The organism is Paenibacillus baimaensis, from assembly GCF_025567575.1.
On record NZ_JAOQIO010000039.1, the window covers coordinates 20,016 to 36,134 of the forward strand.

15 protein-coding genes are annotated in these 16,119 nt (G+C 41.3%); 10 read left to right on the forward strand and 5 right to left on the reverse strand.

Going from position 1 to position 16,119, the window contains the following annotated elements; translation table 11 throughout:
- Positions 1–172: 172 nt before the first annotated feature.
- A complete protein-coding gene (locus tag OB236_RS13965) occupies positions 173–1,678 on the reverse strand; it encodes a hypothetical protein (RefSeq protein WP_262684545.1) in 1,506 nt (501 codons plus the stop codon).
- Positions 1,679–1,981: 303 nt separating this feature from the next.
- Here OB236_RS13965 and OB236_RS13970 point away from each other — a divergent pair, with 303 nt between their 5' ends.
- The 10 genes from OB236_RS13970 to lepB all read left to right on the forward strand — a co-directional run bounded on the left by OB236_RS13970 (position 1,982) and on the right by lepB (position 11,357).
- The gene (locus OB236_RS13970; RefSeq protein ID WP_332843735.1) at positions 1,982–3,310 is read left to right on the forward strand and encodes a tetratricopeptide repeat protein; all 1,329 of its coding nucleotides are present in this window, start codon (positions 1,982–1,984) and stop codon (positions 3,308–3,310) included.
- A 416-nt stretch (positions 3,311–3,726) separates the two neighbouring features.
- Positions 3,727–3,939, forward strand: coding sequence for a GNAT family N-acetyltransferase (locus OB236_RS13975; RefSeq protein WP_262684546.1), 213 nt, complete (start codon positions 3,727–3,729; stop codon positions 3,937–3,939).
- A gap of 60 nt (positions 3,940–3,999) precedes the next feature.
- Positions 4,000–4,857 (forward strand): nucleotidyltransferase domain-containing protein, encoded by an 858-nt coding sequence (locus OB236_RS13980; RefSeq protein ID WP_262684547.1) that lies wholly within the window; start codon positions 4,000–4,002, stop codon positions 4,855–4,857.
- A gap of 43 nt (positions 4,858–4,900) precedes the next feature.
- A complete protein-coding gene (locus OB236_RS13985; protein WP_262684548.1) occupies positions 4,901–5,251 on the forward strand; it encodes a beta-lactamase family protein in 351 nt (116 codons plus the stop codon).
- Positions 5,252–5,546: 295 nt separating this feature from the next.
- Complete coding sequence (locus OB236_RS13990) at positions 5,547–6,818, forward strand: hypothetical protein (protein WP_262684549.1); 1,272 nt, start codon at positions 5,547–5,549, stop codon at positions 6,816–6,818.
- A 59-nt stretch (positions 6,819–6,877) separates the two neighbouring features.
- Positions 6,878–7,603, forward strand: a complete 726-nt coding sequence (locus OB236_RS13995; protein ID WP_076238455.1) for an ABC transporter ATP-binding protein — start codon at positions 6,878–6,880, stop codon at positions 7,601–7,603.
- Complete coding sequence (locus tag OB236_RS14000; protein WP_262684550.1) at positions 7,590–8,342, forward strand: ABC transporter permease; 753 nt, start codon at positions 7,590–7,592, stop codon at positions 8,340–8,342. Before OB236_RS13995 ends, OB236_RS14000 begins: the two co-directional genes overlap by 14 nt.
- 12 nt (positions 8,343–8,354) lie before the next feature.
- Entirely contained in the window at positions 8,355–9,788 is a 1,434-nt protein-coding gene (locus OB236_RS14005) for a sensor histidine kinase (protein ID WP_262684551.1), read from the forward strand.
- 17 nt (positions 9,789–9,805) lie between these two features.
- Positions 9,806–10,501: a response regulator transcription factor gene (locus OB236_RS14010; RefSeq protein ID WP_262684552.1), complete on the forward strand. Its 696-nt coding sequence runs from the start codon at positions 9,806–9,808 to the stop codon at positions 10,499–10,501.
- A gap of 340 nt (positions 10,502–10,841) precedes the next feature.
- Positions 10,842–11,357, forward strand: a complete 516-nt coding sequence (gene lepB / locus OB236_RS14015; protein WP_262684553.1) for a signal peptidase I — start codon at positions 10,842–10,844, stop codon at positions 11,355–11,357.
- An 879-nt stretch (positions 11,358–12,236) separates the two neighbouring features.
- Here the strand turns inward: lepB and OB236_RS14020 are convergent.
- From OB236_RS14020 to OB236_RS14030, 4 genes are all read right to left on the reverse strand, one after another.
- Positions 12,237–13,184 (reverse strand): alpha/beta hydrolase, encoded by a 948-nt coding sequence (locus OB236_RS14020; protein WP_262684554.1) that lies wholly within the window; start codon positions 13,182–13,184, stop codon positions 12,237–12,239.
- A gap of 44 nt (positions 13,185–13,228) precedes the next feature.
- Positions 13,229–13,306, reverse strand: coding sequence for a TetR family transcriptional regulator (locus tag OB236_RS40075; RefSeq protein ID WP_408638470.1), 78 nt, complete (start codon positions 13,304–13,306; stop codon positions 13,229–13,231).
- 558 nt (positions 13,307–13,864) lie between these two features.
- Positions 13,865–14,575 (reverse strand): ABC transporter permease, encoded by a 711-nt coding sequence (locus OB236_RS14025; RefSeq protein ID WP_262684555.1) that lies wholly within the window; start codon positions 14,573–14,575, stop codon positions 13,865–13,867.
- A gap of 273 nt (positions 14,576–14,848) precedes the next feature.
- Complete coding sequence (locus OB236_RS14030) at positions 14,849–15,940, reverse strand: LytTR family transcriptional regulator DNA-binding domain-containing protein (protein WP_262684556.1); 1,092 nt, start codon at positions 15,938–15,940, stop codon at positions 14,849–14,851.
- Positions 15,941–16,119: the final 179 nt, after the last annotated feature.

The following is a 16,119-nucleotide window of genomic DNA, read 5'->3' on the forward strand; positions in this document are numbered from 1 at the left end:
CCCCAAAGCACGCTCCATCCGTGTTTTCATAATGGCTATATCGACCATGCCAAGATCGAAGCACAGGGATAATGAAAAAAAATCCTTGCGCGCCTACTTGTAAAGCGTTCACTCTGCACCCCGTATCTCTATCTGTTTGAAATTACCCAACAGCTCGAAAATTCATCTTTAATTACTCCTTTTTTCTCTTTTTTCTCCCGCCAAATCCTCCTTTCGCTTTTCCTTTTACTTTTCCTTTTCGTTTTTTCTTAACTTTTACCTTATATGGCGTGTCTATCTCAGGCAGGTCGGGTTTTCGCTCCCTTGAACTTGGAAGCTCCCGTGGTTCGGATCTTGATGCCCGAACAGGTGGTTTACTCCGAGGGACCCGTAGTGTATCCGGATCTTGAGTATCTCCCCAGCGTCTTCCAGTTGCGGAGCGACTGCTTGATGTCGATGAAGAAAGGTAATTGCCATGTAATATTCCTTTATCGTCTTTGGTCACATGCATGGCTGGGCTGGTCATCGCAAATGCTTCCTTATGAGTAATGACCTTATTTCGGGCAAGGTCATGAGTGCTATGAAAGGCCTTTTCTGCCGACTCCGTCATTCTTCCTTCTGACAAAGGATAATCGGCGCCATGGAGGATTGCTGTATTCGTTTTGGCTTCGTCGGCTCGTATATTTCCAGCGCCGACCGAGACTTTATCAATAGCTCTGGTAAGCGCAGCAATCGCATGGGATCGCTTATTTTTGGCTTTCAATTCTAACGCGGAGGCAAAAGACGCTTTTGCCTCTTTTGCCTCTTTATGATCAGGACCAGCCGTTGAAGTAATAAAACGATTAAAACTTTCCAGGGCTTCTGGCGTAGTTGCCGTTTCAATTGCTGACCCAAAAATTCTGGCTATGTTACTATCGGCGATAATATGGTTCCGGCTTAAACCTAAACTGCTCATATTAACTTTCGCTTCCAGGTGTTCGATACCCCCGAACGTGGCCGAATGATCGGAACGGGAAGTGTCTCCACCTTCTCTTTTACGAAGACCCGTATCAACTCTTTTGGGAATTCCTTTTCTTTTGTACTTGGCGACGAAATCTGGAAGAGGATCTCGACCAGGCACCATGACGTCAGTTCTTGGTTTTGGTTTGCCACTGCGTGGTACCCTGCCTCCAGAGATGGGTGGAGATTCCCCTTTTTTGACAGCTCGTTTATAAGAGGTTCTACCCCCTTTTGAAGCTCCACCCCCATCTGCCTGATCCGCGGAGGGCTCCCCAGGTTTAGAGAATGGGATAAGTTCTGTTCCTTTTACGGTATAAAAATTGTCGAGATCTTCGTGTTTTGTCATCAGATCAATCAATCTAGCTTCGTCTGTATCCCTTTTGTACAGTTTATAGATACTGGAAGTTTCGATTCTCGAATACGGCTTATTGGATGAGTTCATGACTACTCGTTGTACCGCTTGATTGTCAGACTGTCTATTTAGAATAACTGGCTTTTCTCTAGTTTTTGCTTGTATAGGTTTTGACGGCAGCGAATCAAAAGATTGCAGATACTGCATTGTTCCTCTATTGCCAATCGTATTCTGTAGTTGCATAATAAAGGAAGGGGATAAATCGGCCTGAGGTGTCTTCACGGTAGAATTGCCTGAAGGGGAGTGCTTTGAATTCTCTCGCCCTTTTGGATCGTGAGTGTGAAACAAGATCGCACCTCCTAAATAAAGATTATTATACATATTCTACATCTTATTTCTTTCCCCTTTTTTTCTAAAATTGCTTGATCGGCAGGATGACAAATGAACAATTATATGAGTTTTTCTAAATCTCCGATTTGGGATCTTCAGCGTCGATATTTCGAAGAACAAGGCATAGAGGCATGGAGAGATAGTGAGGTTCCGTATTACATTACGAATAATTCGTTATTGGCGAACGCTTATGTGGAGATGGTATTCGGGTTTTTGAAGGATTGGGCCCGAGATGGTAACGATGTAAAGGAGCCCATATATTTGCTGGAGGTGGGTGGCGGGACCGGACGCTGCGCCTATTTCATGCTTAAATCGTTGGAATCCCTCTATATGCTGACAACGGAATCCTTGCCACCTATTCGTTATATATGGACCGATTTGCCTCAAAAAAATGTTGATTTCTGCGCTTCACATCCCCGGTTTGCAACATTTGTGCAAAATGAAACACTCGATTTTGCTAGATTCGATGTTGAGCAAGACAATGAACTGTACCTTATTCATTCCAAAAAGTTGATTACAACGTCCAGCCTAACTCAACCCATTATTGTAATTGCCAATTATTTTTTTGATAGCATACCTCAGGATTTGTTTTTCTTTCGGAATGGACAAGCTTTTGAATGCCAAGTTTCGCTGGAACAACCAGAACCGGAGAATACAGATTCGATAACAGAATCTTTGACGAATCTGCAGTTAAAGTACGGATACTTGAGAGTAGAAACTATTGATACAGGAAATCATTATAAAGATCAACTATTAGAAGAGTATCAAAAACAAATCGCGACTTCCCATGTTCTAGTTCCCTTTGTTGGGTTCGACTTTCTTGAACGTATTCGTCGATTTTCTCAAGTAGGGTTTATGTTGCTATCAGCAGATAAAGGACCCTGCAATTTGCAAGAGCTGGACGGACTGGATACACCCAAATTGGTCACTCATGGCAGTTTTTCATTGAACGTTAATTATCATGCAATGGGTTATCTCTACGAGCTACAGCAAGGGAAAGCCCATTTCCCCACGCATAAACAGAGCCATTTGAATACAGTTTGTTTGCTTATGGTACCAAATGCCGATGCATTTGGGGAGACTCGGCAAGCATATGCGAGATATGTCGACAGATTTAGTCCGGATGACTATTTCCAATTAAAAAAAGCTTTTTTTCGACACCTAGATCATATGGATTTTCACGAAATCTTGTCATTTTTGCGTCTTAGCTGCAATGATCCACGACTCTACGTCCAATGCTTACCCAGATTATTAAAATTGTCATCCGAACTTCGAGATGCTGACAAACATACGTTGTTTACACTCACTGAACAGGTATGGGATTGGTACTACGATATTGGAGACCAAGAAGATTTAGCCTTTCTGATAGGAACTCTGCTATATCAAATGGATTTTTATGAAGAGGCGATAGAATTTTACCAGAAGAGTCTGCAAAAAGATGGACCCTTATATTATAATATGGGCATCTGTTATTATCGGTTGATGAAAGACGAGGAATGCCTTGCCTGCATGGAATTGAGTCTGGGATTGGATCCGGAAAGCGTAGATGCAAAAAGAATTATCCATGAATTAGAGCGGAATGACATATAATCTGAAAATGAACATAATTCGAACAGGAGTTGCTTGGATGAAAAGAGTCAAAGTGGCTTCTGCTTTAATTTACGATGATCAAGGTCATAAATTCGCACCAATGTTTATTATGGTCTATGTACCCCGCAACTCTTGTTAACTTATTTTTATGATTTGGTTTTCAAATTCCGTTTGGATAGAGGTATTCTCATTTGTATTAGTTGGTATTCCAATTGCTCTTTCCTGATCCGCGCAATAACCACAGCAATTTTACGCTGTGAGCCGTACCATAAGTAAGGACAAGTTTTTTGGGCTGCAAAGCCTTCTATCTGATCGTCTGTCCGGCGCATAGCGACGTGGTTGTTGAATTTTGAGACGGGCGGCAAGTTAAGTATCGTTCATAGACCGATAATTTAAAACGCTCTGAAATTACGCTTATGCAGAATATTCTTTGCGCATTCAAAGATAAAGTTCCACGACCAGGGAAATCCCCAGATGCTTATTACGGCTATGTTACCAAGGTTTATACTCGTCCAGTCTTTAGAAACCAGGGGATCGGATCCCAAATTCATCATGCTATGGAAAATTGGTCAAAAGAAAATGAAGTAGAGTTTCTTATACTTTGGCCAAGTAGTGACAACGTATATTAGGAATGTTTACAACATTTATAATTAGACTTAAGAATGGAGATTGGATCGGAGGAGATCACCGTGTTACCTGCTTTAGTTGAAAAAACAATGTATCTGTTGTGTAGTTCTTTAAACGCTCGCATTTCGAACATTGAATCAGTTTATCTTTACGGCTCGGTTGCGTTAAAAGACTATATTGAGGGTTCCAGTGATATCGACTTCTTAGCAATTGTTCGAAATCCACTTACTCAGTCTGATATCCAAGCAATCGTGGCGGCACATGAAGAGGTTGAGGTTGTGATCCCAAACACTGGAATTATGGGGGCTTACATACTCTTCGATGACCTAGAGAATAAGCAAAATGAAATTAGTTCCTTATTGACTTACTATGATAAACAAATAAATACAAATGGCTTGGGAGCAGATATAAATCCAATTACTTGGTGGATATTAAAAAAACACGGTATTAAGATTTATGGCACCGACTTAACGTTCAATTACGATTTAGAAATTGCTTCTTTGCTCGAATATGTAATTAGTAACCTAAATAGCTATTGGGTTAATTGGATAAATAGATTAGAGAAAAAATTGTCGTTTGATAATTTATCGGAACAAGACATCAATGTTAAGCAACTTGATAAAGCAGTTGAGTGGTGTACTCTCGGTATGTTGCGACAACTGTATACATTAAAAGAGCATGATATAACAAGCAAAATTGGATCTGGAAACTATGGTATTACTGAATTACCAGAAAAGTGGAACAGACTTATTCATGAAGCAATAGCTATAAAGCGACTTCAAACCAATCGTTATTATAAATCACAAATTCAAAGATTGACTGACCTATTAGCATTTCTTAGATTTATTCATTTGGAAGCTAATCATGTATATAACAATTCTATTGATTCTTTAAACTATAGGAGAACGTTAACACAATAACACCAGGACGAGGCTGCCAGCACGATCGGCAGCCTCCATTACGTTGACGGGCATTTTTGTTGAAGGCACAGATCAAAAAGTTCTGAATTCCTTTCCGGAGGAAAGCAAAAACAATACGGATTTGAATAAAGCCGCGATTACCGTGAAAGATTTACTGACGATGCAGAGCGGATTAGATTGGCCGGAACCGCAAGATCCTTACGGAGACAACAACATTGTCAGCCAGATGATGGAGAGTCCTAATCAAGTTCAATTTATCCTTAATCAGCCTATGTCAAGTGCTCCGGGTACTGCCTTCAATTATAATACGGGGGCTTCCCATCTGCTATCCACTATGATTCAAACCCTGCTAAATGGGTCTCAGAATCAGCGGATCGCCTCTAAGGCACCATAGCTTATCGACTTTCCTCTCCCAGCCATAGTAGCAGTATTAACATACATAACCATTTTCATCATATGTGGTGCGGCGTTTACGCTGCAAATATGGTAAGGAAAGCGTACTTAAAATCCAATGACTGTAAGAAATTTAAGTGATAAAGTCATTAGTGTTGGGATGGCATCCATGTTAGTGCGCAATCAAGCTTGAGTTAATAGTTTGTTAATAGTTTATTCAGATAGATTCAATAAGCTTCGATTATAATAAAGCTAAGGAAACGTTTCCCCTCACTATACTTAGAAGGAGATACGAAATGAAACTTAGCAAAAAAGCAATTACGGCACTCTCATTTACGCTCGGAGCCAGTTTATTTATATCCACAGCTTTTGCTGATACATTGCTTGGCTCTGGTTATGATCGACTCAAGGGCTCTGCGAAAAATACCGCCGCACAGATGGAGAAGGGATTAAACAATTATACGATCGATGCGCTGCTTACGCTGAAGGGTAACGATCAAATCTTGTTTCAGACTACCATCTCCAAAAAAATCGATACAACCAAGCAAGCATCTGAAGAAACTACCGTGACTCAGGATTCAGAGGGCAAGTCCTCATCCAATTATTCATATTCCGACAAAAAGCAATCGGTCTGGAAAAACGGGGTAGATAACAAATATCATGTAACGGAATATCCTGATGATGCAGCTAGAGGGAGCCGGAGCTTGTTCACAAACCCTTTTAATGAAAAGGGAGCACCTGAGATCGAAAAGATCGTTGACGCAGTGGTCGGAGGGTTAAAGGATTATGTGCAGGTGGAAGAAAGGCCTGATGGGGGAAAAGCTTATTCAGGAAGTTTGTCTGAGGCACAGGTGCCTGCCGTAGTTAATGCCGTCTCCTCCTATGGCATCCAACAGATGATTAGAGACCAGAGCCGTATGGAAAAGAATGCAAAGATGACGGATATAGAAAGTGATATTTTTGTCAAAAAGGTTGTAGGCACGGCTGTTGAGAACAAAGCAGGCATATTGGAAAATGTGACGGGGGATATCTTCCTGTCCGGGAAAGACAAAAACGGCGCCCAGCATGATTTAACGATCAATGTGGTCGTCAAGCTTTCCGGTGTTGGAAATACAAAGATTGCTTTGCCTGACCTGACAGGAGCAAGCGTTGAAACGGTCAACCAGTCAGGTGGCCTCACTAGCAAGTATGTGGGAACCTATAAAAATAACATCATCATGGAGAAAGACGGAAAACTAGTGAAGATCGGCGAGAGAACCTTTGAAATCACAAGCGTGGAGAACGGTAAAGTGGCAGGCAAATATTACGAAACCGTTAAACCTGGCTTTGAGGCCAATTACCCTGACAAGTATAATTTTAATTTTGAATACAATCCTAGCAGTACGAAGTCCCTATCTTCCTTTACTTATAAGAATGCGAAAGGCGAGCAGGAAAACGGTCAGGTTCATGAGAACGGTCCTGGAAAGATTTATGTGGATCTGAATATCGAGATCATGAACAACAACTCGTACAGAAGCAGCAATAGACCTGATTTTGATGGTCAATTCAGCCGCGTATTTGAGGAATAGAGAGAGGAAGGGAAGCCGCCAATGCGGCTTCCTGACCATTTTATGGGGAGGTACTGTCGTTGACGAATAAAGCAATTGAAATCATCGGTCTTACCAAGGTATATAAAAACGATCGGGGCATCAGTGATTTGAATTTAGAAGTAGATCAAGGAGATATATTCGGCTTTTTGGGACCCAATGGGGCTGGGAAGACGACAGCCATGAAAATGATGGCAGGGCTCATGAAACCGGACCGCGGCGACGTGAAGATTTTTGGTGCCAGCATATTAGAGGATTACGTCAAAGCGATGAAGCATGTCGGCTGTATGATCGAGACAGCGGAGTCGTATCCTTATTTAACGGCCAATGAAAACCTGAAGCTGTTTGGCAGGTTTTATCCGCAGGTGGACCAGCAAAGAATCGACGAATGCCTGGAAATTACTGGTATGTTGAAGTATAAAAATGAGAAATCTAAAAAGTTTTCACTTGGGATGAAACAAAGGCTAGGGCTAGCGGCTGCTATCCTATCCAAGCCCAAGCTTTTAATTTTGGACGAACCTTTGAACGGATTGGATGTTGAGGGAATGTTGGAGATGCGGAGGCTGACTAAGCAGCTTGCTGATGAAGGTACGACCTTTTTTATTTCCAGCCACTTGATTCATGATGTAGAGCTTACCTGTACAAGAATCGGTGTTATATACGGGGGCAAGCTTGTCAATGTAGACTATACCCAAAACATTCTTTCCAATTACGCATCGCTTGAACATTATTTTGTTAGTGAGGTGGACAGGAATGCCAGGGTTTAAAGCTGCATTTTTGAATGAAGCCGTGAAGCTGTTGAAAAAGAAAAAAATTATGGCGGCTGCCATTTTGTCCATTCTGGCCGTTTTGATCGGACAAATTGCGGTTACGGCGGTTAAGCATGGCCTCGGCTTAAGGGTAGTAGGCAGCACGGAGTTTCCAATAGTTGTTTTATCGATTTTTACTTATACGATTTTACCGCTTTTTGCCATCTTTGTGGCGATCGACATGTTTAACGGTGAATTTTCGTCTAATACGATGAAAATAACGCTGGCCAGACCTGTTTCCAGACTTGGCGTTTATAGTGCGAAGGTTTTGAATATTGCTTTGTTTATATTGGCCAACCTGATGTTCGTTATGGTGCTTTCTTTACTGGTAGGGTTCATATTTAATCCTGCATCCGCTAGCTTGCTTGGTGTAGCGAGGGTGTTGCTGTCCTATATCGCTACTTTTTTCCCCGTGTTTGTGTTTGCCCTTTTAGTTGTCCTGCTATCCAATATACTACAGGGAGGGCTGGCGGTATTTTTCCTCTCCATCCTTATTTTTATCGCTTTTAATTTCTTGGGTATTTTCTTTTCTTCTTATTCCAGTTTTTTTGTGACGTCGATGTTGGATTGGTATACGCTCTGGATTTCGGAATCGTTTAATATATTCAAAATTTTCCGCCAGATCTTAATTTTATTGGGCTGTGGTATAATGTTATTTACCGCTGGTTATTATTTATTTGATAAAAAGGATATATAGAAAGGAACCCACATGCATTTGACCAAACGCTTTTTCGTGATGAATGCGCTGTCCGTGCTGCTTTCCATTGCCTTGACGGTTTTGGCAGTTATCATTTTTGTTGCCGCCTATACCAAAGTATTTGGCCACAAAGCGGATATCAATGAACTGAAAAGGGCTTACGAGGTCAGGACCGGGATCAGTGAGATCAAGCGGGAGGCGATGGCCTTCGAGTTCAAACAGCTTCTGGATAAAAAAGTTCAGCAAGAGCTGGCTGATCGGGCCCAGGTATTGGGTGCCCATGCCCTCCTATTCATCAATAGGGAGGTTGTATACGCTACAAGAGAGCTGAATGCCATCGATATTGAAAAAAGCCTGCTGCTGTCCAGTGGTACACCTAATCAGGATACCCTGGAGCTTGATGGCAAAACTTATATGTTTACCCGGGTGGATTATAAGCTTCCATCTGGCGATACGGGAGTATTGCTACTGCTTGCGCCAATCAAGCTGCAAACAGGCTTTTATATGCTGTTTGGCATTTTTACCATCAGCTTTTTCATCCTGATTTTTTTGTTGATGAACTTTTGGGTTTCTTATACATTCTCACGCGGGATCATTTCACCAGTATCCAGGCTGAAGGAAGCCGCTGTTAAAATCAGTGAAGGTGACTTGAGCTGCGAAATTGCAGAGGAAGGCGAAGGCGAGGTTCGGGAGCTGTGCAAATCGCTGGAGCTAATGAGGATCAAGCTGAAGGAATCTATTTATTTGCAGCAAAAATACGATGATAACAGAAACTTTTTGGTATCCAGCATTTCGCATGACTTAAAGACGCCAGTAACCTCCATCAAAGGGTACATCGAAGGTATTATTGACGGGGTAGCCAAGTCACCTGAGAAAATGGCAGAGTACCTGGAAACGGCTCGTTCAAAGACCATTTTGGTGAATGCTATGATTGATGATTTGCTTTTATATTCCAAGCTGGATCTGAACCAGCTCCCTTATCATTTTGAGAAAAGCAGCCTTGTGGACTATTTCGAAGATTGTGTTGCGGATCATAGATATGAATATGAAAAAGCCAATATTACATTAGAGCTAATCAATGAATTAAAGGAGCCTGTCCTTGTATTAATTGATCGTGAAAGATTAAAGAGAGTCATTCAAAATATCCTCGACAATGCTGCCATTTACATAGATAAGAGTGACCGGAGGGTTGCCATTATACTGAGGGAAACACGGACATCAGTCATTATAGAAATCAAGGATAATGGAAAGGGAATAGCCGAGAAAGACCTTCCCCACATTTTTGAACGATTTTATCGAGTGGATCCATCAAGGAACCATGTAGAGGGCAGCGGACTGGGGCTCGCTATTGCCAAACAAATTGTGGAAGGCCATGAAGGGGAAATATGGGCTAGAAGCATTGTCGGGGAAGGCACCCGAATAATGATCTCTCTGAAAAAGTTGTAGTAGGTTTGGAGGTTATGATGAAAAGGATATTGATTGTTGAGGACGACCAAAGTATTGCCAATCTGCAAAAGGATTATCTAGAGCTGAGCGGTTATTCGGTGAAGATCGTGAACAGCGGCTCAGAGGGGCTCGCAGCGCTTGAAGGAAAAGAGTTTGATCTTGTGATCTTGGATATCATGCTGCCGGATATAGACGGATTTGAAGTATTGAGGACCATCCGTGAGCAGGACGACATTCCTGTGCTTCTCGTATCGGCCAGAGCAGAGGAAATCTACAAGATTAACGGCCTCGGCCTTGGTGCGGATGATTACATCACTAAACCGTTCAGCTCCGGCGAACTGGTAGCCCGGGTTAGCGCACATCTGAAAAAGTTCGAGCGGATGAAGGAACGGTTTGGTAAAGGGAATGAGAGAAGCCATATCCAGGTCCGGGGCCTTGAGATTCAACAAGATTCCAGAAGAGTGTTTGTGAACGGGAATGAGGTCATGATGGCGCAAAAGGAATTCGACCTGCTTGTGTTTCTTTTGAAGCATGCCAATCGGGTGATTGGCAAGGAGGAGCTTTTTGAGCGGATCTGGGGGATGGATGCGTTGGGCGACGCTTCTACCGTGACCGTGCACATCGCCAGAATCAGGGAAAAAATCGAGGAAAATCCGTCCAAGCCCCAGTATATAGGCACGGTTTGGGGATCAGGGTACCGGTTTATGATTTAATTCATGCATTGGTATAGGCTAGCTACGGCTACTAGTAGTGGAGGCTGGTGCAAAGATCAAAATAGAAAGTGCTTCCCAAAAGAGAGCGGACAGTCTGTGATGCAAAGTGGTCGTCGGAGTCAGACTAACGGATGGGCTCTACTGGCACCATAGCTCATCGACCTTCCACACCCAGCCATAGTTTCAGTATATGATAGTTTGTATCCATTTTTATCCTCTGTGGTGCAGCGCTGGTCTTGCGCTGCATGGATGGCTAACGGTGAACAATATTTAATTTAAGATAGTATAGTAAAATAATCTGTACAATAAGTTCATTAAAATAGGGAGGAGAGTTCAATTCATGAAAAAAATTAAAGAATGGGGAATAAGCTTTCTAATTGCAATCGTTGCGGCATTAACTATTAAAACATTTGTCGCAGAAGCTATGGTTGTTCCGACTGGTTCGATGCTTCCAACCATTCAAATTAATGATAGATTAATTGTTGAAAAAATAATATGGATGGATGAATATCAGCTTGGTGATATTGTTGTATTTTATCCACCTATACCCGAGAAAGTTAATGAAAGGTATGTAAAAAGACTCATAGGAATTCCAGGTGATGTGATTGAAATTAAGAACGGGGCACTCATTCGTAACGGTGTAAAAATATCAGAAACTTACTTAAACGAGCCAATTCGGTATGAATTTGGTCCGATTACTGTCCCCGAAAACAAATACTTTTTTTTAGGGGACAACCGTAATGAAAGTTTCGACTCTCATTCGTGGACTACCCCTTTCGTGGATAAAGAAAGGTTGATAGGGAAGGTAGTTTTAAAAATTCCAACACATTTGATGGATAAGAGGAATTTAAGGTAAGCTTTTTACTATCTTCGCTCCGCTACGACGGAGAACGATAGTTGAGGGGCTTGCTTTGGGCTGCTCTTCTTTTTTTATTGAGGGACGGGCAGGTTACGCTAATATGAACGGGTAGTATGGTTCCAAAATGTGATATTATTATATTCTAAATACTAGTGGTTAAGTTTGATACGATACTTGAAAGAAAGGTAATGAATAAAGTTAGAAGTAATATTGAAGACGAGGAATTAAAAGAAGTTTTTTTAAAACGAATGGGCCATAACCCTAAGGAAATAAAGGGTAACTGGAAACAAGTGAATAGACGCTATGCTAAAAATATACTTACATATACTCTTTCAAAAAACAGGATTATCTAACACGAGTTGAAGCTTTGCAATTGATCAAGGAGCTTCATAATCGAGGTTACCAACAGATCTCTGAAAGACCGGATGCTCCATCTGAGCTGAGCGAATTGAAGCCACTATCTGGAGAAAAATTAGCAGGTAGATTTGATGGATCCGTCCCATCGCGTTAAAAGACCTTGTCCGAGATGAACCGATCATTTGCCCAATGCCTCTGCGATGGACGATGGACATTTTCTTTACCTTGTTTCCATCCGCTCACCGAAAGTTGATTCGACTCGTTTGTAATGTGGCTCGCAAAGCAAGCATTCATTAACCGAAATGATTAACATCAATTGATAACACATGGATTAGATGAAGAGTCCTTCATATGAGGGCTCTTTTTTGCTGTCCAAGTTTGTCGTTTTTCTGTCGTTGGAGCAGAATAGAACATATTCCTAACACGGAAACTCCCAACAAAAGGCTGATCTTTAACAAATCAAAGATCAGCCTTTTTAAGTGTTCTCATTTTTGGCGTCTTCTTTTTTAAAATAATCATCTACTTGTCTTTTTCTACTTCTCCCATAAAGCTCCTAAAGTTTTCAACGATTTCTTTTGATCTGGTATGGTGTAAATAATGTTCTCCTTCAAACGACATCACTTTCCCATGCATAGAATCCTTTACCTGTTCTTCATGTTTTGGTAACCATCCTTCAACATCCGTATTATTTTCTACTAAGAAGAAAATAACAGGAAGATTTTTAGGGAATTTTAAATTTTCGGCAGCTTTAAAATTATTTCTAAAATTTTCCCCTTCGCTAATGATGTTTGGATTCATCATGTTTTTGAGAGAAATCATTCGAATTTGTTCTCTTGTCTCATCATCAACTTCTGGTGTCAAAAGTTGGTCAGGATTTAGCTTCATTAACAATCTGTAGAAACCTAATTTCTTGAGCTGTTTATAGGCTTTTGATGGAAATTCATCATCCATACCACCTTGCGTTGGAAAACTACTGTCAATTCCAACAAATGCACTAACTTCTTTTTCGTATTTGTTCACATATTCTAATCCGTAAATTCCGGAAATGGAGTGACCCATCAGAGTATAGCGGTCAATATTTAGTTTCTGTAAACATTCATGAATTTCATTCACAATATTTTCAATAGTTCGTTCTTTTTCGGTTACATCACTTAATCCATAACCAAAAGGCTCAATCACGACTACTTTGTAAAATGGAGATAGCTCTTCCACTAGTGGCTTATAATCAATACCTGGCGCCGCTGTTCCATAACCTGGTAGCAGCACGACCGTTTCTTTGCCCTTTCCTTGAATCGTAACATTCATATTTTTCCCATCTACTGGTACAAGCTGTCCATAGGATTCAATTTTTCCTTTCTCCGATTTGTTACAGACAATATTAACTATATAAACAGTTATTAGAAAAACTCCGAGTGCTATACATATAGCTGCTATTATTTTAAGTAGAATGATTAGTATTTTTTTCATAATTCAATTCCTTTCCTAATGAGCTTAGTGCTGATAAAGTTTCTTCATTGGTATTTGTGTACATCTGCGTTTACAATTTCATCTTTGGATTTGAAGTGGTGATAGATTGCACCTCGAGACAATCCATCTAACCCTGTATTGTAGGTTTTCCATATCGCTCCTCACCCGATGTGGGTTTTAATTGAGCCGTTAATTCTCCATGCTCTAAGCCTCCATTTTGTTATCTGTCATACCCTAATACTAGTACAGATCAGACGGAGGGGCATTATAATCCCATCCAAAGGAGTGTACAGACAGGCGAACGGTGCCTATTTAGAGGTGAATGTAGCAATAGGTGAAGGAAGTAGCCACTTAGGAACGCCTGTATGCTTGCCGCCTTTCTCAGCTGCAGGCATTGGATACACGAGAATGTTCTCATTAACTTGCCAAATTAACTTATAAATGCCACTCGAGGCCATTACCTTGAAACGCAAGAGATCCGGTTACAAGATTTCTCAATCAGCGATTGTGGGAACTCAGATAGCGGAACAAGCAACAGATGAAGGATTTTAGTCTTAGGAAGTGGTTGGAAAATTGGGGATTTGCAGCCAAAGCGTTAGGCGTAGGTTAGATTAAGATAAAAATGGCTGCTTCGAAAGAGGGTGATGAATTTGACCTATAAAAAATGCTCTTCCCTTCAGTTATTCATCAACCATACTTTTCTTGTACAAGTACACACATAAAAAGTAAATGGCAATGGACCACAGAAGAATGATCCCCAAGTTAGGCCATACCTCCGCTAAACCAGCCCCAGTCTCTACTTGTTTCGCCATGTCGATAAGCTGCAGGTTCGGTAAATACTCTGCGATTGCCAGGATTGGATACTTCTCGATGAAAGGAGTAACGAATGAGCCGAGAATAATGATCCCAATGGCCGGTATGATGGCAACTGAGGCTTCCATGACTGACTTTGTAAGCAATCCCATCAATGTGCCTACTCCTATGTAGAAAATGATGGATAATAATAGAGCGAACGCGATGATAAAAGCATTTTTAGGATTATAACCCGTTAGTAACATAGAGAGAATGATAATGACTTTGGTCGCGATAAGGCTGAGCAAGCTTTTGCCGGAAAAAATCTCTATTATGCTAGCAGGAGACAGCATGAGCCCGCGCAAAGTTTTTTTTTCTTTCTCTTCTGCAATCAGCGAGGATTGAACGTAAGTCGCCACGAGTACGAACGCTGTGTTGATGATTATATAGTGGGAATCAATGTTCCCTATACCTAATTGGACTAAAAACACAGCCATAATTAACGGAGTGAACACCGTTGTGGTTACGTACAAATTCCTGGACACGTCTTTATAATCTTTATGCATAATAGCGAATACACGCCTCATTGAAAATGTCATGATAATTCCCTCCCTGTGATTTCTACAAAAATATCGCCTAATGTAGGATAATTCGACCGAAGCTACCTGATCCTTGCTCATGTATTCAAATAAGTGCTTGCCTTTTTCTTTTAGACGAGCTAACCCTTCATAGATATGCTTGGTGTTCACAGGATCAAGAGCGGGCATTATAATCTCATCCAAAGAAGTATACAGACAGGCAAATGGTGCCTATTTAGAGGTGAATGAAGCAATAGAGGGTCTGTTTGGAGTAGATGATTCAACGAATGGCGCTTATTTGAGTCCCATCATTTCCTTTAATTCCGCCATTTTAGTTTTCGACAAAGGGACCGCTGATTTTAGCTCATCATCCAGTATAAGGCTGTAGCTATTACGAGTGTACGTTACTACTTCTTTCACCTTTTGAAGATTGACGATATAAGAGCGGTGACAACGAAAAAATCCATAGGTCTGCAATCTTTCCTCTAGCTCGTTGATTTTGAAAGCTGTTGGATACATCTCACCTTTGATAAAGAGAATAGATTGTCCCTCACTGCTCTCAATATAATCAATCTCCGGTGGATTAAATAGGATGATCTTGTCATTCATCCGGGTCGGGATCTTCTCGAACCTAACCAACTGGACGACGGGTTCTTCCTCACGGGCTTCCTCTTCTACGATTAGGCTAGACTGATTTTCTTGGTGGGTAGAAGATTGGGAGGGTAATGAATTGTGACTATCTTGTGTGTCTTGAACATCAAAGGCTTTCAGCCCTTTCTCATCCAGACGATACACCTGACTTGTCACACTTAGCGCGGTTTCCATATTACCAGTCAGAACCAGCACGCTTTTGCCGCTATCCCCTAACTTTAGGACCATTTTCTGGAAAACCAGCTTTGTCTCATTGTCCACGTTCTGATCCGGCTCTTCGAATACGAAAAGTGTAGGGTCTTGGAACAATAAGCGGGCATACTGAACCCTTCTTTTCTCTGACAGACTCAGCTTGGATAAACGCATATTCACTTTCTTTTCGAGCTTGATCGTACGGATAACGACATCAATTGCTGCTTCAGACCCGTAAAGATTTTTGTAGAAAATAAAATTCTCTTTTACCGTTAGCCGCTCGTAAAGGCCTTCTTCCAACAGCAGTAACCCGAGCTGTGACAAATATGCCTTCTTATTGTTACTATATACCGCTCCATTTAACCGAATCTCTCCGCTAGAGATGGGTAATCTCCCCGTCAGCATTGCTAATAAAGTATCGCGTACGTTCATGCTCGAATAGATCGCAATTACATCATGCCGAGCCACTTCTAAATGAAAAGGGGGAAATACAAGCATATTTTCCGTATAACTCTCTAACTCTCTGATCTGCAGAACAGTCACTTCATCACCTAACCTACATATAGTTCCAATGATGAGTTTATCCATTGAACTTGACTATTATACAATACGGAGGCACGATGCTGGAACACTATAATCATCAATTAGGGGAATCATTGCTGAATAGCAAATATACTAGTAGAGGAGCTCAACTGCCGCCAATAAGTTTGTTGATGACAGCT